At 70.5% G+C, this 19705-nt stretch carries 24 protein-coding genes and 1 riboswitch; of the genes, 14 read left to right on the top strand and 10 right to left on the bottom strand.

Annotated elements, in window-relative coordinates; genetic code table 11:
• Positions 1 to 427 precede the first annotated feature (427 nt).
• From gcvP to gcvT, 3 genes are read right to left on the bottom strand one after another with little or no spacing between them, the layout of a single operon-like run.
• Positions 428 to 3349, bottom strand: a complete 2922-nt coding sequence (gene gcvP / locus DEJ35_RS08605; RefSeq protein ID WP_111192575.1) for an aminomethyl-transferring glycine dehydrogenase — start codon at positions 3347 to 3349, stop codon at positions 428 to 430.
• Positions 3346 to 3723 (bottom strand): glycine cleavage system protein GcvH, encoded by a 378-nt coding sequence (gene gcvH, locus DEJ35_RS08600; RefSeq protein ID WP_110860585.1) that lies wholly within the window; start codon positions 3721 to 3723, stop codon positions 3346 to 3348. Before gcvH ends, gcvP begins: the two co-directional genes overlap by 4 nt.
• Positions 3724 to 3727: 4 nt before the next feature.
• Positions 3728 to 4873, bottom strand: a complete 1146-nt coding sequence (gcvT, locus tag DEJ35_RS08595; RefSeq protein WP_110860587.1) for a glycine cleavage system aminomethyltransferase GcvT — start codon at positions 4871 to 4873, stop codon at positions 3728 to 3730.
• 151 nt (positions 4874 to 5024) lie between these two features.
• Positions 5025 to 5145: riboswitch (glycine riboswitch) on the bottom strand.
• 96 nt (positions 5146 to 5241) lie between these two features.
• Between gcvT and DEJ35_RS08590 the strand changes: the two genes are divergently transcribed.
• From DEJ35_RS08590 to DEJ35_RS08575, 4 genes are read left to right on the top strand one after another with little or no spacing between them, the layout of a single operon-like run.
• Positions 5242 to 5616, top strand: a complete 375-nt coding sequence (locus DEJ35_RS08590; RefSeq protein WP_027464548.1) for a BlaI/MecI/CopY family transcriptional regulator — start codon at positions 5242 to 5244, stop codon at positions 5614 to 5616.
• Positions 5617 to 5629: 13 nt separating this feature from the next.
• Complete coding sequence (locus DEJ35_RS08585) at positions 5630 to 6367, top strand: M56 family metallopeptidase (RefSeq protein WP_111192574.1); 738 nt, start codon at positions 5630 to 5632, stop codon at positions 6365 to 6367.
• A gap of 36 nt (positions 6368 to 6403) precedes the next feature.
• A complete protein-coding gene (locus tag DEJ35_RS08580; RefSeq protein WP_027464546.1) occupies positions 6404 to 6886 on the top strand; it encodes an FBP domain-containing protein in 483 nt (160 codons plus the stop codon).
• On the top strand, positions 6883 to 7137 hold the full coding sequence (locus DEJ35_RS08575; protein ID WP_017887084.1) for a hypothetical protein: 255 nt from the start codon (positions 6883 to 6885) through the stop codon (positions 7135 to 7137). The genes DEJ35_RS08580 and DEJ35_RS08575 overlap by 4 nt, the downstream gene beginning before the upstream one ends.
• Positions 7138 to 7183: 46 nt before the next feature.
• Here DEJ35_RS08575 and DEJ35_RS08570 read toward each other — a convergent pair whose 3' ends face one another.
• Positions 7184 to 8068, bottom strand: a complete 885-nt coding sequence (locus tag DEJ35_RS08570; RefSeq protein WP_111192573.1) for a LysR substrate-binding domain-containing protein — start codon at positions 8066 to 8068, stop codon at positions 7184 to 7186.
• A gap of 68 nt (positions 8069 to 8136) precedes the next feature.
• Here DEJ35_RS08570 and DEJ35_RS08565 point away from each other — a divergent pair, with 68 nt between their 5' ends.
• Both DEJ35_RS08565 and DEJ35_RS08560 read left to right on the top strand, forming a co-directional pair.
• On the top strand, positions 8137 to 8625 hold the full coding sequence (locus DEJ35_RS08565) for a GNAT family N-acetyltransferase (protein ID WP_110860595.1): 489 nt from the start codon (positions 8137 to 8139) through the stop codon (positions 8623 to 8625).
• A gap of 80 nt (positions 8626 to 8705) precedes the next feature.
• Positions 8706 to 8891, top strand: a complete 186-nt coding sequence (locus tag DEJ35_RS08560; RefSeq protein ID WP_110860597.1) for a hypothetical protein — start codon at positions 8706 to 8708, stop codon at positions 8889 to 8891.
• A 105-nt stretch (positions 8892 to 8996) separates the two neighbouring features.
• On the opposite strand, the gene DEJ35_RS08555 is transcribed toward DEJ35_RS08560, so the two are convergent.
• A complete protein-coding gene (locus DEJ35_RS08555) occupies positions 8997 to 10184 on the bottom strand; it encodes a MalY/PatB family protein (RefSeq protein WP_258369884.1) in 1188 nt (395 codons plus the stop codon).
• A gap of 112 nt (positions 10185 to 10296) precedes the next feature.
• On the opposite strand from DEJ35_RS08555, the gene DEJ35_RS08550 reads away from it, so the two are divergent.
• Entirely contained in the window at positions 10297 to 11073 is a 777-nt protein-coding gene (locus DEJ35_RS08550; RefSeq protein ID WP_110860601.1) for an isocitrate lyase/phosphoenolpyruvate mutase family protein, read from the top strand.
• A gap of 83 nt (positions 11074 to 11156) precedes the next feature.
• Here the strand turns inward: DEJ35_RS08550 and DEJ35_RS08545 are convergent, their stop codons facing one another.
• Both DEJ35_RS08545 and DEJ35_RS08540 read right to left on the bottom strand, forming a co-directional pair.
• Complete coding sequence (locus tag DEJ35_RS08545; RefSeq protein WP_181435547.1) at positions 11157 to 13058, bottom strand: amidase family protein; 1902 nt, start codon at positions 13056 to 13058, stop codon at positions 11157 to 11159.
• Positions 13055 to 13861 (bottom strand): hypothetical protein, encoded by an 807-nt coding sequence (locus tag DEJ35_RS08540; RefSeq protein WP_111192572.1) that lies wholly within the window; start codon positions 13859 to 13861, stop codon positions 13055 to 13057. Before DEJ35_RS08540 ends, DEJ35_RS08545 begins: the two co-directional genes overlap by 4 nt.
• A 139-nt stretch (positions 13862 to 14000) precedes the next feature.
• Here DEJ35_RS08540 and DEJ35_RS08535 point away from each other — a divergent pair, with 139 nt between their 5' ends.
• Both DEJ35_RS08535 and DEJ35_RS08530 read left to right on the top strand, forming a co-directional pair.
• A complete protein-coding gene (locus DEJ35_RS08535) occupies positions 14001 to 14612 on the top strand; it encodes an HD domain-containing protein (protein ID WP_111192571.1) in 612 nt (203 codons plus the stop codon).
• A gap of 272 nt (positions 14613 to 14884) precedes the next feature.
• Entirely contained in the window at positions 14885 to 15172 is a 288-nt protein-coding gene (locus DEJ35_RS08530) for a hypothetical protein (protein WP_017887091.1), read from the top strand.
• Between the two features lie 82 nt (positions 15173 to 15254).
• Here the strand turns inward: DEJ35_RS08530 and DEJ35_RS08525 are convergent, their stop codons facing one another.
• Positions 15255 to 15719: a phage tail protein gene (locus DEJ35_RS08525; RefSeq protein WP_110860608.1), complete on the bottom strand. Its 465-nt coding sequence runs from the start codon at positions 15717 to 15719 to the stop codon at positions 15255 to 15257.
• Between the two features lie 100 nt (positions 15720 to 15819).
• Here DEJ35_RS08525 and DEJ35_RS08520 point away from each other — a divergent pair, with 100 nt between their 5' ends.
• Together DEJ35_RS08520 and DEJ35_RS08515 are read left to right on the top strand one after the other, a co-directional pair.
• On the top strand, positions 15820 to 16284 hold the full coding sequence (locus tag DEJ35_RS08520; protein ID WP_110860610.1) for a helix-turn-helix domain-containing protein: 465 nt from the start codon (positions 15820 to 15822) through the stop codon (positions 16282 to 16284).
• On the top strand, positions 16284 to 16664 hold the full coding sequence (locus tag DEJ35_RS08515; RefSeq protein ID WP_110860612.1) for a HepT-like ribonuclease domain-containing protein: 381 nt from the start codon (positions 16284 to 16286) through the stop codon (positions 16662 to 16664). Before DEJ35_RS08520 ends, DEJ35_RS08515 begins: the two co-directional genes overlap by 1 nt.
• Positions 16665 to 16700: 36 nt before the next feature.
• Here the strand turns inward: DEJ35_RS08515 and DEJ35_RS08510 are convergent, their stop codons facing one another.
• A complete protein-coding gene (locus DEJ35_RS08510) occupies positions 16701 to 17090 on the bottom strand; it encodes a DUF2510 domain-containing protein (protein WP_110860615.1) in 390 nt (129 codons plus the stop codon).
• Between the two features lie 170 nt (positions 17091 to 17260).
• On the opposite strand from DEJ35_RS08510, the gene DEJ35_RS08505 reads away from it, so the two are divergent.
• The 3 genes from DEJ35_RS08505 (at position 17261) to DEJ35_RS17565 (ending at position 19181) form a co-directional block, all read left to right on the top strand.
• Positions 17261 to 18256: a hypothetical protein gene (locus DEJ35_RS08505; protein ID WP_111192570.1), complete on the top strand. Its 996-nt coding sequence runs from the start codon at positions 17261 to 17263 to the stop codon at positions 18254 to 18256.
• Positions 18257 to 18281: 25 nt separating this feature from the next.
• Complete coding sequence (locus DEJ35_RS08500; protein WP_111192569.1) at positions 18282 to 18770, top strand: hypothetical protein; 489 nt, start codon at positions 18282 to 18284, stop codon at positions 18768 to 18770.
• Positions 18771 to 19049: 279 nt separating this feature from the next.
• Positions 19050 to 19181: a hypothetical protein gene (locus DEJ35_RS17565; RefSeq protein WP_258378453.1), complete on the top strand. Its 132-nt coding sequence runs from the start codon at positions 19050 to 19052 to the stop codon at positions 19179 to 19181.
• Positions 19182 to 19281: 100 nt separating this feature from the next.
• On the opposite strand, the gene DEJ35_RS17030 is transcribed toward DEJ35_RS17565, so the two are convergent.
• On the bottom strand, positions 19282 to 19650 hold the full coding sequence (locus tag DEJ35_RS17030; protein WP_146244768.1) for a hypothetical protein: 369 nt from the start codon (positions 19648 to 19650) through the stop codon (positions 19282 to 19284).
• Between the last annotated feature and the right edge of the window lie 55 nt (positions 19651 to 19705).

The raw sequence follows: 19705 nt of genomic DNA, 5'->3' as shown, positions 1-19705 counted from the left end.
TCCAAACCCTGGGGCGAACGGTTACACGCCGGTAACCAACTTGCACGATCGTTGCGAGAAGATGCAAGATTTGCGCGCCTGTCGATGGAGGGTGCGTTTTTGTTGCATCTGCATGAAATCCGTTGCACTCCGCCACACTTCTGTGCAAGTCGGGGACGGGCGAGCATCGCTCAGGGGTACGGCTGAGGGAGTGCGTCGAGCGGTCGGGACCTGCCGTGGTGGCGCGCCGAGTGGTCACGATCTGTCGGTGGGAGCGGGCTCGGACGACGGTTCACGACCGCCCGGCGGAACTGAGCGGGGTGTCGTGACCGTCCGACGCTGCGCCGGACGCTCGGACGCGACCGTGCCCCGCCCGGAGGACCGGACGGGGCACGAAGCGTTCGGCGATCGAGCGCCGGGCGACGACGGGGTGTCGGCGCCGGTCGGATCAGGCGAACGCCTCGATCGGCGGGCAGGCGCACACCAGGTTGCGGTCCCCGTACGCCTGGTCGATGCGACGCACCGGCGGCCAGTACTTCCGGCCGCTGATGCCCGGCAGCGGGTAGACAGCCTGCTCCCGGGTGTAGGCGTGCGCCCACTCCCCCGAGATCACCGACGAGGCGGTGTGCGGCGCGTGCACGAGCGGGTTGTCGTCCGCCGGCCACTCCCCGCGCTCCACCGCTGCGGCCTCGGCCCGGATCGCGAGCATGGCGTCGACGAAGCGGTCGAGCTCGGCGAGGTCCTCGCTCTCGGTCGGCTCGACCATGAGCGTGCCCGCCACCGGGAACGACATCGTCGGCGCGTGGAACCCGTAGTCGACCAGGCGCTTCGCGACGTCGTCGACCGTGATGCCGGTGGTGTCACGCAGCGGACGGAGGTCGAGGATGCACTCGTGCGCGACCAGTCCGTCGTCGCCCGTGTACAGCACCGGGAACGCGTCGCGCAGACGAGCCGCGATGTAGTTCGCCCCGAGGACCGCGGCCTCGGTCGCACGCGTGAGGCCCTCGAGCCCCATCATCCGGACGTACGTCCACGTGATGGGCAGGATGCTCGGGCTGCCGTACGGAGCAGCACTGACCGGGCCACCGGCGTGCGCCAGTCGGTCTTCCGCCTCGGCGGCGGTCGCACCGGAGCGCCGGTCGGCCTGCTGCGCGAACGGGTGGCCGGGCAGGAACGGTGCCAGGTGCGCCTTCGCGGCGACGGGTCCCACGCCGGGGCCGCCACCCCCGTGCGGGATGCAGAAGGTCTTGTGCAGGTTGAGGTGCGACACGTCGCCGCCGAAGTCACCGAAGCGGGCGTGACCGAGCAGCGCGTTGAGGTTCGCGCCGTCGACGTAGACCTGGCCGCCGGCGTCGTGCACGGCGTCGCAGATCTCGCGGATGTCGTGCTCGTAGACGCCGTGGGTGGACGGGTACGTGATCATCAGGGCCGCGAGGGTGTCGGCGTGGGCGGCGACGCGGGCCCGGAGGTCCTCGAGGTCGACGTTGCCGTTCTCGTCGCAGGCCACGACGACGACCTTCATGCCGGCGAGCACCGCGGACGCCGCGTTCGTGCCGTGGGCGCTCGACGGGATCAGGCAGACCGTGCGCTCGCTGTCGCCGTTGGCCTGGTGGTACCCGCGGATGGCCAGCAGGCCGGCGAGTTCGCCCTGGCTGCCGGCGTTCGGCTGCAGGGACACGGTGTCGTAACCGGTGACCTCGGCGAGCCACGACTCGAGGTCGCCGATCATGTCGAGGTACCCCTCGACGTCCTCGCGCGGTGCGAACGGGTGGATGTTCGCGAACTCCGGCCAGGTCACGGCGGCCATCTCGGTCGCCGCGTTGAGCTTCATCGTGCAGCTGCCGAGCGGGATCATGCCGCGGTCGAGCGCGTAGTCCTTGTCGGACAGGTGCTTGAGGTACCGCATCATGCGGGTCTCGCTACGGTGTGCGCTGAAGACGGGGTGCGTCAGGTAGTCGCTCTCGCGCTGCAGGGCGGCCGGGAGGCCCGTGGCCGCGTCGCGCACGGCCGTCTCGGTCGCGGGGACGGTCACGTCCACCGCCCCGAGCACGCCCGCCAGCGCCACGACGTCGTCGGGCGTGGTCGTCTCGTCGACGGACAGCTGGAACGTGTCGGCGTCCACGACGTGCAGCAGGTAGCCGGCGTCCTGCGCTGCCGCGACGATCGGCTCGGCGCGACCGACGGCCCGCAGGGTGAGCGTGTCGAAGAAGGCGTCGTGCACGACCTCGACCCCGGCGTCACGCGCCACGGCGGCGAGCGCACCGGTGGTCCGCGCGACCCGGCCGGCGATGAACCGCAGCCCCTCGGGCCCGTGGTAGACCGCGTACATCGAGGCCATCACGGCGAGCAGGACCTGCGCGGTGCAGATGTTGCTCGTCGCCTTCTCGCGGCGGATGTGCTGCTCGCGGGTCTGCAGGCTGAGGCGGTAGGCCATCGCTCCGTCGGCGTCGAAGGACACCCCGACCAGGCGACCGGGGAGCTGGCGCTCGAGGCCGGCGCGCACCGCGAGGTAGCCGGCGTGCGGGCCACCGAAGCCGAGCGGGACGCCGAAGCGCTGGCTCGTCCCGACGGCCACGTCGGCACCCAGGTCGCCGGGGCTGGCGAGCAGGGTCATCGCGAGCAGGTCGGCTGCGACGACGGCGATGCCACCACCGGCGTGGACCCGCTCGATGACGGACGACGGGTCGACGATGCGGCCCGAGGCGCCCGGGTACTGCAGGACGACGCCGAACGCGCCGTCGAGCTGGTCGTCGCTCGGGCCGTCGGCGGCGTCGAACGCGCGCAGCGTGATGCCCACGGCGTCGGCACGGTGGTCGAGCAGCGCACGGGTCTGCGGCAGCAGGTCGGCGTCGACGAGGAACGCGTCACCCTTGACCTTGGACGCGCGCCGGGCGAGGAGCATGCCCTCGACCACCGCGGTGCCCTCGTCGAGCATCGAGGCGCCGGCGGTGGCCATGCCGGTCAGGTCGGACACCATCGTCTGGAAGTTGATCAGTGCTTCGAGGCGGCCCTGCGAGATCTCCGGCTGGTAGGGCGTGTACGCCGTGTACCAGCTCGGGTTCTCGAGCACGTTCCGCTGGATCACCGCGGGCGTGTGGGTGCCGTGGTAGCCGAGGCCGATCATGGCGCGGCGGACGGTGTTGCGGCCGGCCTTCGCGCGGAGCTCGGCGAGCGCCTCGGTCTCGCCGACGGCGGCCGGGATCACCGAGTCGGCGACGGGGCCGACGTGGATGGACTCCGGGATCGCCGCACGGACCAGGGCGTCGAGCGACGGCTGCCCGACGACGTCGAGCATGGCCTGCTGGTCGGCCGGGGTGGTGCCGATGTGGCGGTCGGCGAAGGTCGTCTGGAGGTTCTCGAACGCGGTCATGCGATGGAGGCCCGGTACGCGTCGTGGTCCATCAGGTCCTCGGGGAACGAGGTGCCGTCGACCTTGATCTTCACGAGCCAGCCGGCACCGAACGGGTCCTGGTTGACGGTGTCGGGGGTGTCGACGACGGCGTCGTTGACCTCGACGACCTCGCCCTCGATCGGGGCGAAGAGCTCGCCGACGCTCTTGGTCGACTCGATCTCGCCGATCTGCTCACCGGCGGTGGTGGCGGTGCCGACGGCGGGGAGCTCGACGTAGACGACGTCACCGAGCTGCTCGGCGGCGTGGTCGGTGATGCCGACGGTGACGGTGTCGCCCTCGACGAGCAGCCACTCGTGGTCGGCCGTGTACTGGAGTGCGGTCTGGTCGGTCATTGGGTCAGCCTTTCGAGGCGCGGCGGTAGAAGGGGAACGCGGAGACCGTGCTGGGGACGGCAGTCCCGCGGACGTCGATGTGGAGGACCTGTGCCCCGTCCGACACGGCGGCGAGCGCGCCCGGGTCGACGAAGGCCATCGCGACCGGGTGTCCGAGCGTCGGTGAGAGCGCGCCCGAGGTCACGGTGCCGACGACCGTGCCGTCGAGCACGACGTCGTAGCCGGCTCGGGGAGCACGGCGGCCCTCGGTCACCAGGCCGACGAGCACCCGGGCGTCCGCGGACGGGGTGACGCCGGCCGCACCGACGAAGTCGCCGTCCTTCGCGACGACACGGCCGAGGCCGGCCTGGGCCGGACGGACGTCGGTGCCGAGCTCGTGCCCGTACAGGGGCATGCCGGCCTCGAGCCGCAGGGTGTCGCGTGCGGCGAGCCCTGCGGGGACGACCCCGCGGTCGGCACCGGCCTCGAGCAGGGCATCCCAGAGCACCGGGGCGGTGTCAGGGTCGGTGTAGACCTCGAAGCCGTCCTCGCCGGTGTACCCGGTGCGCGCGACGAGCACGTCGGCACCGTCGAACAGCGCGTGCAGCACCCGGTAGTAGCCGAGTTCGTCGAGCGGGGTCTCGGGCTGCAGGCGGTCGGCGACCACGAGGGCGTCGAGCGTGCCGGCCGCCGCTGGTCCCTGCACGGCGACGAGGGCTGTGGTGTCGGAGTCGTCGGAGACCTCGATGTCGAACCCGTCGGCCCGCGCGGTGAGCGCACTGACGGCGACATCGCGGTTGGAGGCGTTCGCGACGACGAGGAAGACGTCGTCGTCGGTCCGGTACACGACGAGGTCGTCGAGGATCCCGCCGTCCTCGGCGAGCAGCAGCGAGTACTTGGCGCGGCCGATCGGCATCGTGCCGAAGGACCCGGCGAGCGCGTGGTCGAGGAAGGCGACGGCCTCGGTGCCGGTCACCCCGATCTCGGCCATGTGCGACAGGTCGAAGACCCCGGCGGCCTGGCGCACGGCGTGGTGCTCGGCGAGGTCCGACGAGTAGCGCACGGGCATGCGGTACCCGGCGAAGTCGGTGAAGGTCGCTCCGGCGGCTTCGTGCACGGCTTCGAGCGGCGACGAACGCGGACCCGGCGTGGGCAGTGGGGACGGACTCATGGCGGAGTTCTCCTGGCATCGGCAGGACCCGGCGACGATCGCCGGGTGGAACTCCCCCTCTGTCATGGGCCTGAGAGTTTCACCGCGGCCCGTGAGGTCCGGCGGCTTTCACCGTGGGCGAGACGACCGAGCGTCTGCTTTTCAGAGTGGCCTGTCCGCTGCGGTGTGGGACCTGAGAGATTGACGGGGGGATTGCTCCTTCGGTGCCGTGCGTGCGCCCGGGGGCACGACGTACCCGGAGGTACGTGCACGGCGTCTCCCGCGACGGATGAGCGGCCGGTGTGTTCAGTTGTCCGCCCAGAGCATACCGAGACCGCGTTACGAGCGTGTGTCGTGGTCCAGCCTTCGACATCTCGTAGAATGCGGGGATGGCCGGACAACGATCGCGCCCCCGCGGGCAGCTGGAGCAGGCGGTGCTCGACGCACTCCGCTCCGCCGACGCAGGTCTCACCGCACGCCAGGTGCTCGACGCGTTCCCGGAGCCCCGCCCCGCGCTGACGACCGTCCTCACCGTGCTCGACCGGCTCGGCCGGAAGGGCCAGGTGGAACGGGAACAGCACGACGACGCTCCCCTGACGTTCCGCGCGGTGCACAGTCGCGACGAGCAGACCGCGTCCCTGATGTCGAGCGCGCTGGCCGCGTCGTCCGACCGCGAGGCCGCGCTGCTGCAGTTCACCGGCTCGCTCGCCTCGGACGACCTCGAGGCCCTGCGCCGCGCCCTCGACGCCCGCGCCCGCTCCTGACCGGCTGCGCACCGTGGTCGTCGCCGGCATCACGCTCATCGTCCTCGCACTCGCGGTGGTGGTGTTCGCGCCCCGGGTCCTGACCCGTTCCGCCTGGACGATCGACCTGCCCCGCACCGCGCTGGTCTGCTGGTCGGTCGCTGTCCTGCTCGGCGTCGTCGGCTTCGTGGCCGGCATCACCCTCGTGGTGCTCGCGGACCGTCCGGTCACGGAGCTGTTCGGCGGGGACGGCTCCCCCACGCACGGCTTCAACGTCGGCGTCGCGATGCTCGCGGTCGTCGCGTTCGTCGTCGCGGTCCGGGTGCGCCCCGGCCCGGAACACGAGGCCGTCCGGCAGGCGATGCGTTCCGGCGTGGCCCCGCACCGCGAGATCGACGGCACCCCCGTCGCCGTCGTCGAGGCCGACCACGCACTGGCGTGCGCCGTGCCGGGTCGGAGCGGTGGCGTCCTCGTCAGCACCGGCTTGGCAGACCGGTTGCGCACCGACGAACTGGAGGCCGTGGTCGCCCACGAACGCGCTCACCTGACCCAGCACCACGCGGCTGCGGTCGCGGTCGCGGAATCGATCGAACGTGCGGTGCCGTGGGTGCCCGGTGCGCGCGCCATGGCGCGGTCGACGCGTGTGCTCGTGGAGTTCGCCGCGGACGACGCGGCGGCCCGTCGCGTCGGACGCGACGCCCTGCGCCGGGCGGTGCTGGTGGCGGACGGGAGCAGCGCGCTCGGGGCGATCCGCGCCTCCAGGCTGTCGTAGCGCCCTGTCGGAGGCGAGGAATAGGGTGTCAGCACCGTGAAGCCACTGACCGAAGCCGACATCCGATCGTCGTTCGTGAACGCCACCCCCGACGAGCTCGCACAGCTGCCCATCCCCGGCCTGCACGAGACACTCTGGGACGAACGCGAGTTCCTGGGCTGGCGCGATCCACAGGCCGCCCGCCGCGGCTACATCGTGTCCTGGATCGACGAGCGCCCCGTGGGCATCGTCGTCCGGTCCGCCGGTGGCTCGCTGCGCCCCGGCATCGCCGCGATGTGCTCGTTCTGCCACTCGCCGCAGCCCGCGACCCAGGTCCGGCTGTTCTCCGCCGCACGTGCCGGTGAGTCCGGGCGCAACGGCAACACGATCGGCACGTACATCTGCGAAGACCTCGGGTGCCCGATGCTGATCCGCACCGCGCCCCCGCACCTGAACCCGCCGGCGACGATCGCGATGCGTGGCGCCTCCCTGCTGCAGCGCGTGCAGAACTTCACCGCGGACATCACCAAGACGGCGTGAGCCGGTTCGGCACCGCCCGCTGGGCCGTGGTCGAGGAGCTCGGCGACGGCCGGTGGCGGCTGACGCTGCGGGACGAGGCCGACGACGAACTCGGCGCGTTCGGCCTGGGCGTCGAGGGGCCGTGGGACCCCGACGTCGAGCCGCACGTCGGGTTCGTGCTCGTCCAGCTCGGCCTGACGCTGCGCGGGGCTCGGCCGTGGCGCATCGACGAGCTCGGTGACCACCGGGCGCCCGTCCTGTCGCTCGGCTGAGCGAGGATGCGCGACCGGCGTCCGCTCGCGCGCCCGGTCCGCTCGGTCAGTCCGCGGCGACGAAGTTGCGCAGGATCTCGCGGTCGTCGTCGGCGCGCATCGCCCAGGCGAGCTCGCTGCGGTGGTCGCTGCCCTCGAGCGGCAGGAGCGCCACCGTGTCGGGTGCGGCGAGCGCGGCACTCTCCGGCACCACCGTGACACCGAGGCCCACCCCGACCAGGTGCAGCACGGTCGCCCAGGTCGTGGCCTCCTGCACGACGACGGGCCGGCGGCCGCCGGCGGTGACCGGTGCCAGGTTGCGCTCGGTCGCCAGGCCCCCCGCGACCGCCGGGAAGAACACGAACGGCTCGTCGACCAGCTCGGTGCCGCGGATGCGATCCCGATCCGCCAACCGGTGGCCGCGCGGGACAGCGGCGACGAAGGCCTCGGACCGGAACGGCAGCAGTCGCACGGCGGGGTCAGGGTCGGCATCGCGGACGACGGCGAGGTCGAGCTCGCCGCGGACGATCCGGGCGAGCAGGGTCGACGAGTACCCCTCGGTCAGTTCCACCCGGACCAGCGGGTAGCGTTCCCGGAACGCCTGCACGCGTTCGATCGGACCGAGGGGCAGCGCGGAGACGACGAACCCGACGTCGAGCCGACCGACCTCGCCCCGACCGACCCGCACCGTCTCGTCGAGGTCCCGTCGTACCTGCCCGAGCAACGACCGCGCACGGCCCTGCAGCACCCGGCCGGCGGCGGTCAGGGCCACGCTGCGGCTGGTCCGGATGAACAGGTCGACCTCGAGCGCGCGTTCGGTCCGCCGGATCTGCTGGGACAGCGCGGGCTGGGCGATCCGCAGCTGCTCGGCAGCTCGGCCGAAGTGCAGCTCGTCGGCGACGGCCAGGAACGCCCGCAGCTGCCGGAGGTCGACGTCGGGTTCTCGATCCATGCACCTAGCGTATCGATCAGCGCGAACGAGTATTGGACGTGACTGCATCGTCCATCGAGGATGGTTGCATGCCCGAAGCGACCTCCACCGTCACCATCGCCGACCTCGCCACCCCCGCGGACGCCGAAGCGTTCCGCACGCTCAACGAGGCCTGGATCACCCGGTACTTCACCCTCGAGGACGAGGACCGCGTGTTCCTCTCCGATCCCGTCGGCCGGGTCGTGGAGCGGGGCGGGGCCGTCCTGGTCGCCCGGCTCGACGACCAGGTCATCGGGTGCATCGGGGTCGTGCCCACCACCCCCGGCGTGTTCGAGCTCGTGAAGATGGCTGTCTCCCCCGACCACCAGGGGCACGGCACCGGGCGGAAGCTCATCACCGCGGCACTCGACCGGGCACGCGAACTCGGCGCACGCCGCATCGACCTGGAGAGCAACGCGCAGCTCACCAGCGCCGTGCACCTGTACGAGGCGTTCGGCTTCCGGCACCTGCGCGAGGACGAGATCGCCCCGAGCCCGTACGTGCGGGCCGACGTGCACATGACCCTCGACCTGCACTGACGTTCGGCCTGCACTGACGTTCGGCCTGCGCTGATGTTCGGCCTGCACTGACGGCGGCCCGGTCCCGGTACGCTCGCGGCATGGCGACGTACGAGGTGCAGGCGGTCCGCGAGGCCGGCGCGTGGCAGGTCTTCATCGACGGCTTCATGGTGACCGAGGTGTCCCGGTGGCCGTCCGTCGGGTTCGTGGCCCGCGAGCTCCTCGCGATGGACCGCGACGACGACCTGCGCATCCGCGTCGTCGGCCGCAACCAGTACATCGACTGACGCCGGCGGGCTCGAGTGAGCAGAAGACATCGAGTGTGCGCCGCCGACCCGACGTCTTGTGCTCACTCGGTGCTGCGTAGCCGGCAAACGACGCCGTTCCGCAGGTCAGGCGACGTGCCAGACCAGCCCCTCCTGCGCGCTCGACGGGTACGCCGAGGCGATCCGGAACACGGCCTCGCGCAGGGTCTCCGGTGAGCACGCCAGGTTGAGCCGGACGAACCCGCGCCCCTCGGACCCGAACCCGAGCCCGGAGTTCAGCGCGACGAACGCGTTCTCACGCAGCGGCACCGCGGGGTCGTCGCCGAGGCCGATGCCCCGGAAGTCGAGCCACGCCAGGTACCCGGCGCGCGGCCGCGTGTAGACGACCCCGGGCAGGTGCTCGGCGAGGAGCTTGGCGAGCAGTCGGTCGTTCGCCACGATGCGCGCCACGACGTCGTCGAGCCAGTCCGTCGCCAGGGTGAACGCCGCCAGGTTCGCGTGCAGCCCGAGGATGCTCGTGCGGCAGGCGACCTCCTCCCACAGGGTGTCGAGGAGCGCGGCGGTCCGGGGATCGCCGGCGACGATGACCGAGCACTTCACACCGGCGAGGTTCCACCCCTTGCTCGCCGAGGTCACGCACACGCTGCGGGCACCGAGCGGCTCGGCGACGGCGGCGAACGGGGTGAACTGCACGCCGGGGTGGGTCAGGGGCGCGTGGATCTCGTCGCTGATGACGAGGACGTCGTACTTCGCGGCCAGTTCGGCGATCGCGACGAGGTCGGCCCGGTCGTGCACGAGTCCGACGGGGTTGTGCGGGTTGCAGAGCAGGAAGACGCCGACCCCGTCGGCGAACGCGCGCTCGAGGCCCTCGAGGTCGAGCCGGTACTGCCCCCACTGCTCGAGCAGCGGGACTTCCTCGACCTGACATCGAGCTTCTTCGACGAGCTCGAAGAACGGCGGGTACACCGGCGGCGTGATCGCGACGCGGCCGCCGTCGGGCAGCGCCAGCCGGAGCGACTCGACGATCCCGACGCTGACGTCGGTGGCCAGGTGGATCCGCGACGGGTCGATCTCCCAGCCCCAGCGGTCCAGCGCGAACTGCGCGAAGGCGGGAGCGAGCGGCCCGGGGCCGTCGAGGTACCCGAGGTCGGACTGCGAGACCCGCTCGATCAGGGCCTGCCGGATCGCCGGCGCGACGTCGTGGTCCATCTCGGCGACGAACAGGGGCAGCACGTCGGGCGCGTACCGCGTCCACTTGATGCTCGTCCGGACCCCACGGAGCGTGCCGACCGGGTCCTGCTCGTCGCTCGCCATGCGTCCCAGCATGCCCCTGCCCGGAGGCCCGGCGCGACTCCCGACGTCATCCCACGTCGTCTTCGGGTGGGCTCGCGGCCCGGCGCCGCCCCGTCGGCCTACGCTCGGCAGCATGAGCACGAGCACCGCCGACAAGGCCGTCACCCTCAAGCAACTGCACGAAGCCCCCGAGATCCTGCGCGTCGTGAACGTGTGGGACGCGATCACCGCCAAGGTCGTCAGCGACCTGCCCGGCACGAAGGCGATCGCCACCGCCGGGCACTCGATCGCCGCGTCGTACGGGTACGAGGACGGCGGCATGCCCCTCGACCTCGCGCTGTCCGGGGCGGCGATCGTCGCCGCCGCCACGGACCTGCCGGTCACCGCCGACCTGGATGACGGCTACGAGGATCCCGCCGAGACGATCCGCCGCGCCATCGGCTCGGGCATCGTGGGCGCCAACGTCGAGGACCGGCTTCGACCCTTCGACGAGGCGGTCGCCCGCGTCGCCGCGATCACCGCTGCGGCACAGGCCGAGGGCGTCGACTTCCAGCTGAACGCCCGCACCGACGCGATCGTGCGCGGCGGCGAGCGCCCGATCGACGAGAGCATCGAGGACGCGATCGCCCGCGGCAAGGCGTTCCTGGACAACGGCGCCGCCCTGGTCTTCGTGCCCGGGGCGATCGAGCGTTCCGTGGTCGAGCGACTCGTCGCCGGTCTGGGCCGCGGCAAGCTCTCGGTCATCGGCCTGCCCGGCGCACTGGCCGCCGCGGAGTACGAGGCACTCGGCGTCGCCCGCATCTCGTACGGCCCGCTCACGCAGCGGGTCGCGCTGCGCGCGCTCCGTGACCTGGCGACCGACCTGTACGCCGACGGCGTCGTACCGGAGGACACCCCGGTCCTGAACTGACGGAGCGGACGGACGGGAGGCCCGGTGCCAGCTGGCACCGGGCCTCCTGCGCGTCACGTGGTCGCGATCGCGACCCGCTCAGCTCAACCGAGCGCCGGGTACAGCGCGGGCGCGGTGCGCGCGTGCGTCTCCTGCTCGAAGGCGTAGCCGAGGCCGATGACCGTGCTCTCGTCGAACGAGCGGCCGAGGAACTCCAGGTTCACGCCGGCGCCGGTGATCGTGTTGTCGGCAGCGGTCGCCTGGCCCATCGGGACGGTGATCGCCGGCATGCCGGTGTTCGGGCTGAGGCGCATGTTCGTCGACTGCGTGCTGTACGGCGTTCCCGACGGGTAGACGAGTGCGTCGAGGTCCTGGTCGTCGAGCATCTGCGTCACGAGCTGCTTGCCGGTGGCGAGCTGCGTCGTGTGCGACCCCGTCGGGCCGGCCCACGCCTGGTACTGCGCGTCGGTGATCAGGTCACGCGACTGGTAGGTGCTCTTGCGGCTCGGCACGTACTCGCCCGAGGCCAGGATGCCCTGCAGCGAGCGTGCGGCGACGTCGGGGTCGAGGTGCTTCGCGACGTACTCGTCCAGGTCGTGCTTGAACTCGTTCGTGCTGCCGCTGCCCTCGGACAGGACCCGGTTGAAGGCCGTCGTCGCGGTGATCGGGACGACGGTGGCACCGGCGGCCTGGAGCTTCGCGACGGAGGCGTCGAACAGGCGCTTCGTCGTGGCGTTCGTGCCGACCATGCTCGTCACGTAGCCGATGCGGGCGCCCTGCAGGGAGTCGGCGTCGAGCGACGATGTGTACGACGTCGGCACCTTGCCGGCCTGCGCACTCGTCGCCGGGTCCGCCGCGTCCACGCCGGTCACGGCGTCGAGCGCGACCGCCGCGTCCGTCACCGAGCGGGTGATGGGGCCACCGGTGTCCTGGGACAAGGCGAGCGGGATGATCCCGTCGCGGCTGGTCAGGCCGACCGTGGGCCGGATGCCGACGAGCTGGTTGTACGTCGACGGCACGCGGATCGAGCCGCCCGTGTCCGTGCCGAAGCCGATCCCGGCGAGGTTCGCGGAGATCGCCGCCCCGGTGCCGCCACTCGAGCCGCCGGCCGTCTGCGCCGTGTTGTACGGGCTGGCGACCAGGAGCGACGAGCCGGCGGGCTGGTTCGACGAGAACTCGGAGACGAAGCCGAAGGCGAACTCGTCGAGGCTCGCCTTCGCCAGGATCACGGCGCCGGCGTCGCGCAGGCCGGAGACCATGGCGGCGTCGGTGTCGGTCTGGTTGTCGTCCCAGCAGCCGCAGCCACCGGTGGTCGGCATGTCCTTCGTGTCGTAGTTGTCCTTCACCGCGATCGGCACGCCGAGCAGCATGCTCGTCATCCCGTGCTCGGCGCGCTCGGCGTCCGCGGTCTTCGCGGCGGCCAGGGCGTCGGCGTTCGTGGTGACGATCGAGTTGAGCGGACGCCCGGTCGACGCGGTGTCGACCTTCGTGCGGTCGTACGCGGCAATGCGGTCGAGGTAGTCCTGCGTGATCGCCACCGACGTGGTGACGCCGGCGTTCATCGCGGCCTGCATGTCGATGGTCGACGCCTCGACGAGCTCGAACGGGCCGTCGTCGTAGATCATCCGCTGGGACAACCCGGCCAGGTCGGCGACGGTGATGGTGCCGTCGGCGTCGGTGTCCGCGGCGCTGACCGTCGCCCAGTCCGTGCTCGCGGTCGTCGCACCGAGGTGGTCGGTGAGCACGGCGAGGTCGGCCCGGGTGACCTGGTCGTCGCCGGTCAGGTCGAGGTCCGTGTAGTACGGCGCGAGCATGGCGGCGGGGCTGGCGTCGACGGCCGCGGGTGCTGCGGTGGCCGTGATCGCGGGGGTCGCGGCGAGGACGGTGCCGACGAGGGCGACGAGCGATGCGCCGGCGACGGCGGTGCGCTTCTTGCTGGGGGCCTGCTTGCGGGAGGCCTGCTTCGTGGCGGCCTGCTTCGTGGCGGCCTGCTTCGTGGCGGTCATGCGGAGGCTCCGGTGCGGTCGCGGCGGGCACGACGGGCCCGCAGGGTGATCAGGGTGCCGCCGGCTGCGAGCAGGGCGATGGACGCGGCGATCCACGGCGCGACGTCGGCGCCGGTCCAGGCGAGGTCGCCTCCGGTCGGACGGTCCCCGCCGGCTCCTGCCACGGCGGTGGCGCCGTCGGTCGGGTCGGCGCCCGGTGCGGTCGGGTCGCCGGGGCCGCCGCCCGTGCCGGTGCCGGGCTGCGTGGTCGCTCCCGGGGTCGGCGTGGCGCTCGGGGCGGGCGTCGGAGTGGCCGTTGCGGCCGCCGCGACCACGACGGTGGTGCTCGCCGGGTCGACGAGGGTCGTCGACGTGCCGTCGGAGCCGACGAGGGTGATGCTCGTGACGTCGAGGTCGACGCTGCCGACGGCCGTCGGGGTCAGCGAGATCGAGGTGGCCAGGTCGCCTTCGAGTGCCGGCGAGGTGCCGAGCCGGGTGTGCACGATCGTCAGGGCGCCGCCGTCCTGCTCGACGCTGTCGAAGCCGCCGTCCGGGCCGGTGACGCTGTCGTCCCGGTACTGCACGGAGTCGGCCTCGAGGGTGATCTCGTACGCGTAGACGTCGGCGGTGTCCGGGATCGTCAGGTCGACGTCGAACACCGTGCCGACGGTCACGGTGGCCGGGGCGTCGATGGTGGCGGTGGTCGCGGTGGGTGCTGCCTGGGCCGGAGCGGCCGTCAGGACGGCGAGGCCGAACGCCCCGGCGGCGACGAGCGTCGAGGAGACGATCGTCGCGCGGGGGCGCAGCCGTGGTCGGTGCTGCATGGGCGCAGTTCCTTCGGGTGGGGTGGAGGGGTGCTGAGCGGGTACTCAGTGAACCGAAAGCTAACGTGGCGCTGTTTCCGGTTCTGGCCCGGCACGTTTCCGCCCCGTTACGGCTCGTTCCTGCCGCTACTGTCGTGCCATGTCGCTCGACGTCGAAGCCCTGCTCACCCCGCCCTCCCCCGTAGCTGCGCGCGCACTGGACGTCGTGCGGGCATGGTCCGAACCCGCCCTCGTGCACCACTGCCTGCGCTCGTGGGCCTGGGCCGTCCTGCTCGCCCCGACGGTCGACCTCGAACCGGACCCCGAGCTGCTCTTCGTCGCGACGATGCTGCACGACCTCGGCGTCACCCCGTCGTTCGACGCCCACCGGGTGCCCTTCGAGGACGCCGGCGGCGCCGTGGGTTCGGTCTTCGCGCTCGGTGCCGGGTGGGACGCCGTGCGAGCCCGTCGGGTCGGGGAGATCATCGAGCGGCACATGTGGCGATCCGTCGACCCGGAGCTCGACGCCGAAGGGCACCTGCTCGAGGTGGCGACCTCGCTCGACGTCTCCGGTGTCGGCTTCGACAAGTGGTCGTCGGACGACCTGCGGGACGTCACGGCCGCGCTGCCCCGCCTGGACTTCTCGGCGTCGTTCGACGGGCTGATCCACGAGCAGGCTTCGCGCAAGCCCTCGTCGGCTGCAGCCCGCCTCGACGGCTCGGGCAACGTGGCCGCCGGCGGGGACCGCTGGGCGGCTTTCCTGGCATCCTGACGCTCGGTCCGGTCGCTCGCTGGACTTCTCGGCGGAGTGGGCGTATAGTCTCTGGTTGGTGCACTGCAGCGAACCCATCTGACTCGCGCACACCAATCTCTCGACACCGACTCACCCGAGTCGCATTCCACTCGAGACACCGCTCGATCCGAACGGACGAGCTGCACGTTGAAACTCGACGTGCGCGCCCCGCACTCGATGCGTCGCGCTGGACTGAGACGTCCGCCGACACCGAGTCGCCCTGGCGCCGAATGACCAGGAAGTACAGCACCATGACCAGCAACGAACGAATCACCGTGTTCGGGACCGCACTCGCGGCCCCGACGATCACCCCCGACCGCATCGCCGAGTTCCCGGTGCGCGACGACCGCTCGCAGCGCGAGTACCTCGTGCGCATCGCGGCCGACGACCTGGGGACCTTCGTCACCCGGGGCACCCGGCTCGACGCCGTCGGCGAGGCCGGCTGGACCGTCCCGGGCCGCTCCTGGGCGGGCGAGGCCAGCCGCACCCTGCTGCAGGCACAGTCCGTGCAGGCGGGCGAGATGGCCCTCGCGGCCTAGGTCCCACCAGCACCACCACGAAGCGCCGCCGAGTCCGCTCGGCGGCGCTTCGTCGTTCCCGGGGCAGCCCCGGTGCGACGCGTCAGTACTCGCCCTTGATCACGAAGAACGAGCCGCGGATCGTGCCCGCGAGCTTCGACCGCTGCCGGGCGAACTTGAACTTGTCGGCGAGCTCCTCCGGCACGTCCATGCCGTCGGAGAGCTTGAACCCGACCGCTCGCTTGCCGCCCGGTTCGAGTGTGTAGAGCACGTTGATCACCAGGCCGGACTCGTAGAAGACGTAGGTCCAGCGGACGCCGTCGACCACTGCTTCGGTGGCCTCGAGTGGCGGGGACGCGATCACGAGCCCCCGCTCCTCCACGAGTACGCGGGCGACGTACTCGACCAGCTCGGGAGCCTCGGCGGCAGGACGCGTAGTGAGGTCGTGGTCGTACTTGTTCTTGAAGTAACGGGCCTCGTTCGCACGGAGTCCGGCGAGCGCATCCACCACCGGCGATGTCTCGAGCCCCACCGTGGACACGTTCACGAAGTCGACGACGTACGGCATGGGGGCCTCCTCGGGCACTGGACGAGCCGAATCTAGTCCCCCATGCCACTTCAGCAGCAAGGGCGCGTCCTCTATAGTCGAGAGCTATAGGGAGGTCGTCATGCGGGTCGATCGTGCCGCGGAACTCATCCGCGCTGCCCGCGAGGACCTCGGTCTCTCGCAGACCGGTCTCGCTGCCGCCGCCGGCATGCAGCAGCCCACCATCTCGGCGTACGAGAGCGGACGGAAGCGGCCGCGCCCGGAGTCGCTCCGGCGGATCCTCGAAGCGGCCCACACCCGCCCGAGCATCCCGCTCGCCGTCTACGCCGACGCGATCCTCGACGAGGCGAAGCGCTTCCACCTCGACGACGTCCGCGTCTTCGGCTCCGCGGTCCGCGGGCAGGACACCGAACGCAGTGACATCGACCTGCTGGTCCACCTGACCCCCGCGGCATCGCTGTTCGATCTCGGTGGATTCGCGCACGAGGTCGAGCGCATCACCGGTTTCGAGGTCGACGTCCTCACCGACGACCTCGAAGACGACGAGCACTTCACCCACGTCCTCGACGAAGCCGTGCCGCTGTGATGCCGGCTCCCCGGTTCACGCCTCGGCCCCGCAACGACCGTGACCCTGCTGCCCTCGAAGAGCGGTGGCCGTCGCTGCAGACTAGCTTCCTCGACCTGCTCGCCGAGTGCTCCATGATCGTCGAGCACGGGCGGAGCGAGTTCGACGCGACCCGCAGCCTCACCTACCGAGCAGCCGAAGCGGTCATCATCCACTTCGACGACCTGCTCGGTCGCATCCCCCAGGACCGGGAGGCACGACTCCCGTCCGACCTGTCACTCGCGGCCGTCCGCAAGACCCGCAACATCCTGTCGCACGACTACCGAAAGGCACGGAAGGAGATCGTCTGGGACGCGATCGAGCACCGCATCCCCGCGGTGATTCTGGCGCTCGTCGACTGACCCCACCGGGCGTCCCGACGACTCGGACCGCTCGCCTCAGTTCAGGCGCTCGAAGACCATCGTGGCCTGCACCCGGTCCCCGCCACCGAAGCCAGTGCTCCCCGAGGAAGCCGTCGTGATCGTGTGCAGCCGGTACCCGAGCGCAGCCTGCGCGTTGATCGCCTTCTCGAGCTCGGTGAGGTTGCCCGAACCCGTGCCGAAGAACTTCTCCTTGAGCACCACCTGCAGCACGACGTAGCTCATGCCGTTCTGCGCCGGACGCGGCTGACCACCCGAAGCGGCTTCGGCCTGGATCCGGCCGATCACTCCACCGACACCCGACGCCACGGGTGCCTGCTGCTGCACCTGCTCCGTCCACGCGGAACCGTCCCACCACCGCATGGTGCCGGAGCCGTCGTCGTACCACCCTGCCTGTGCATTCGTCATGCGCTCATCCTGGCGCACGACGAACCACGCCGGCAGATCAGTTGTTGAAGCGGAACTCCACCACATTCCGCGGAACCTGGACATGACAGCCCCCACGCTTGGGCGCGCCGCACCTCCCCCGACCCTGCACTGCTGTAAACATGAGGCCACCACGCTTTGCAGGAGACTTGATGGCCCCGAAGAACTACGTACGACGCACTGTCCAGTACTGGCGTCTGGTCGATGCTCGCACATCGCTGAACGCGCCCGAGGTGGACTGGCACACGGTCATCACCAAACGGCTCTACGGCAAGCGCCACACGTTCGACCTTGAGGGTCGCGAGCACGCCGGGACCGTGATGGCGTTGAACGTCGGTGGTGCCTGGACTGACGCGTTCGACCTCTCCGACGTCCCGAAGGCGCCGCCCCTGCTCGACCCGGAAACCACCTACGGCATCGTCCTTGCGGCAGGCAAGGACTACGTTCCGAACCAAGCGAACGTCTCTGACGGGTCTCAGGCACCGATGAGTCTGAACGGGGACGAGTGGGAGCCGGTCGACAACCTGTTCGTCACGTTTCTCCCCTTCGGCAACTTGATTGGCGTACTCGCGGAGTCGACGTCATCGTCCCGAGCGACGAAGTTCGTCGACTGGCTCAATCGCGCGACAGCCGGGATGTGGGCCGAAACGGACTTTGCTTGGGCGGTACGTCCCGTTGTTGACCCCTCCCGAGCCAATCTGCTCGGCCAGGCGCACGGCCTCAAGTCTGCTGTGTTCGCGGGCGAGCTAGGCAGCCAGGTCAACCCGGCATCTGGCATCCGCGACATCTTCTTCCCAAGCGATGACGACGCCCCGAACGTGCAGCAGATACGCATCGAGGTCAAGGCGAGTGTGGTCAGGGGTAAGAGCGGGCCCGAGGACGAGCAGGCAATCCTCGACTGGTTCAACGACAACTTCGGCTCCCTCGATGGAGCGGTCGACAAGGCTCAGGTCACCATCGCCCCGTCTGATTCCACTGGCCCCACCGAGGTTGACCTGCTTCGACACCGCCTTACGAGGAAGTCGAACGTGATGCTCGCAACGGGAGCATCCAGGGCCTTCGCCGGAAAGACGGCGGTCGAGGCTATCGTCGACGCGTTCGTACTTGACCGAGCTGACCTGCTCCGACTCAGGAACGCGGACATCTGAACCACCGACGAGAGGACACGAGACGATGAAGTCATCGAACAGGTCCCTCATCGTCCTGTTCGTTGCTCTCACGGTGCTCGCAGCCGGAGCAACGTTCGGCATCCGACTGTTGATGGGTGACGTCTGCGACGAGACCGTGAAGGACGCCATGCAGGCTGTCGGGACAACTGGCGGCATCATCAGCGGCTTGTCAGTCAACGGGACTGCGGTGCTTGCTCTCTCTGGCCGCTACCGAGAGGCAGTGCTGACCCGCTGGGGCACCGCGGTCAGAGTCGTGCTGTTCGGTGGCTTCTTCGTAGTCGTATCAGTCTCCCTTGGGGCCGCTATGAGCGTGGTCTGGGTCTCCGAACCTTGGACACGCTGGCTGCTGGCCGCATCTGTACCGCTCTACTTGCTCGTCTTCGTCATGACAGCACTCCTTGTAAGCGCGGCCTTCAAGTGGGAGTCGAAACCAGCGAAGCAGTCCACAAATGACCGACCAAACCCGCTTAAGGGCGACTTGCCCGAAGAGTGAGCGCACCTTCGTGTCAGCCATGAATGGGCACGTGACGAGCGGAAGACCGCCCGGTAAGTCAGAAAGTGCGTGTCGATGGAACAGAAGTCGGCTGGACGTAGCCGATCGAACGACCTCATCGCAAGCCCGGCGCCCCAAACAAAGTCGAGAGCGCTCGCGGCCTTGGGGCACAGTTGAATCCTCGTTGTAGGTTCGACAGCACCGTCACCCCTCGAAGTGGGGGTCTCTCGCAGCCTCGAGTTCACACGGCTGGGGAGATGCTCCGCGCATAGGGACGGCATGACCGTCGAAACGCTCGCCGCCCTCCGTTCCATCGCACACTCCGCTCCCGCGCTGACCCCGACTTCCGCCTCGCGCCTGCGAGCACTCCTGCCCACCCCGACGGCGTCCGAGGTGGCGCTGGCTGCGTAGCACTCGGGTCGCCCGTCGCCATTCTTCGAGGCTGAGACGGCTTTGCGAACCACGACGAAGGGGAGGGACACCTGTCCCTCCCCTTCTCCCACTCGCGTGCCTACTGCGGAGCGACCACTTGCTCGACCTCGACGGAGACGGTGAGGTAGGCGAAGGGCCGACCGGTGAAGTTGTTCACCGAGTCGGCAGTCGCACGGTAGGTGATGGTGGTCTGACCGGAGCCAACGAGGAAGCCGCCGAACTGCAGTTCGGGGAGAGTGGAGGTCGTGCTCGTGATACGGCCCTCGTGACGCTGCCCGTTCACCTGCAGCAGCGCGTCGAAAGCGAACACCGGCTGCCCTCTGTCGTTCACCCGCTGCGTGTTGGACCGCTTGCCGTCCACGTAGGCGTAAAAGGCCTTCGGGTCTGACTTCGGAACAATGAGCACTGCCTGCGTCGCCGCGACGGTCAAGCTGTTGAGGTTCGCCATGTTGTTACTTTCGGATTGAGGGTTACCGGGACCGTTCGCCCGGCACCCATCCCAT

It is taken from the genome of Curtobacterium sp. MCPF17_051 (assembly GCF_003234595.1).
Lineage (GTDB): Bacteria > Actinomycetota > Actinomycetes > Actinomycetales > Microbacteriaceae > Curtobacterium > Curtobacterium flaccumfaciens.
Note: the sequence above shows the minus strand (reverse complement) of the source record. Positions and strands in the feature narration are given on the sequence as shown.

Excerpts from the sequence above, each read along its gene's own strand:
- gcvP (WP_111192575.1), bottom strand. The coding sequence starts at position 3,349 with ATGACCGCGTTCGAGAACCTCCAGACGACCTTCGCCGACCGCCACATC.
- gcvH (WP_110860585.1), bottom strand. The coding sequence starts at position 3,723 with ATGACCGACCAGACCGCACTCCAGTACACGGCCGACCACGAGTGGCTG.
- gcvT (WP_110860587.1), bottom strand. The coding sequence starts at position 4,873 with ATGAGTCCGTCCCCACTGCCCACGCCGGGTCCGCGTTCGTCGCCGCTC.
- DEJ35_RS08590 (WP_027464548.1), top strand. The coding sequence starts at position 5,242 with ATGGCCGGACAACGATCGCGCCCCCGCGGGCAGCTGGAGCAGGCGGTG.
- DEJ35_RS08570 (WP_111192573.1), bottom strand. The coding sequence starts at position 8,068 with ATGGATCGAGAACCCGACGTCGACCTCCGGCAGCTGCGGGCGTTCCTG.
- DEJ35_RS08565 (WP_110860595.1), top strand. The coding sequence starts at position 8,137 with ATGCCCGAAGCGACCTCCACCGTCACCATCGCCGACCTCGCCACCCCC.
- DEJ35_RS08560 (WP_110860597.1), top strand. The coding sequence starts at position 8,706 with ATGGCGACGTACGAGGTGCAGGCGGTCCGCGAGGCCGGCGCGTGGCAG.
- DEJ35_RS08555 (WP_258369884.1), bottom strand. The coding sequence starts at position 10,184 with ATGGCGAGCGACGAGCAGGACCCGGTCGGCACGCTCCGTGGGGTCCGG.
- DEJ35_RS08550 (WP_110860601.1), top strand. The coding sequence starts at position 10,297 with ATGAGCACGAGCACCGCCGACAAGGCCGTCACCCTCAAGCAACTGCAC.
- DEJ35_RS08545 (WP_181435547.1), bottom strand. The coding sequence starts at position 13,058 with ATGACCGCCACGAAGCAGGCCGCCACGAAGCAGGCCGCCACGAAGCAG.
- DEJ35_RS08540 (WP_111192572.1), bottom strand. The coding sequence starts at position 13,861 with ATGCAGCACCGACCACGGCTGCGCCCCCGCGCGACGATCGTCTCCTCG.
- DEJ35_RS08535 (WP_111192571.1), top strand. The coding sequence starts at position 14,001 with ATGTCGCTCGACGTCGAAGCCCTGCTCACCCCGCCCTCCCCCGTAGCT.
- DEJ35_RS08530 (WP_017887091.1), top strand. The coding sequence starts at position 14,885 with ATGACCAGCAACGAACGAATCACCGTGTTCGGGACCGCACTCGCGGCC.
- DEJ35_RS08525 (WP_110860608.1), bottom strand. The coding sequence starts at position 15,719 with ATGCCGTACGTCGTCGACTTCGTGAACGTGTCCACGGTGGGGCTCGAG.
- DEJ35_RS08520 (WP_110860610.1), top strand. The coding sequence starts at position 15,820 with ATGCGGGTCGATCGTGCCGCGGAACTCATCCGCGCTGCCCGCGAGGAC.
- DEJ35_RS08515 (WP_110860612.1), top strand. The coding sequence starts at position 16,284 with ATGCCGGCTCCCCGGTTCACGCCTCGGCCCCGCAACGACCGTGACCCT.
- DEJ35_RS08510 (WP_110860615.1), bottom strand. The coding sequence starts at position 17,090 with ATGACGAATGCACAGGCAGGGTGGTACGACGACGGCTCCGGCACCATG.
- DEJ35_RS08505 (WP_111192570.1), top strand. The coding sequence starts at position 17,261 with ATGGCCCCGAAGAACTACGTACGACGCACTGTCCAGTACTGGCGTCTG.
- DEJ35_RS08500 (WP_111192569.1), top strand. The coding sequence starts at position 18,282 with ATGAAGTCATCGAACAGGTCCCTCATCGTCCTGTTCGTTGCTCTCACG.
- DEJ35_RS17565 (WP_258378453.1), top strand. The coding sequence starts at position 19,050 with ATGACCGTCGAAACGCTCGCCGCCCTCCGTTCCATCGCACACTCCGCT.
- DEJ35_RS17030 (WP_146244768.1), bottom strand. The coding sequence starts at position 19,650 with ATGGCGAACCTCAACAGCTTGACCGTCGCGGCGACGCAGGCAGTGCTC.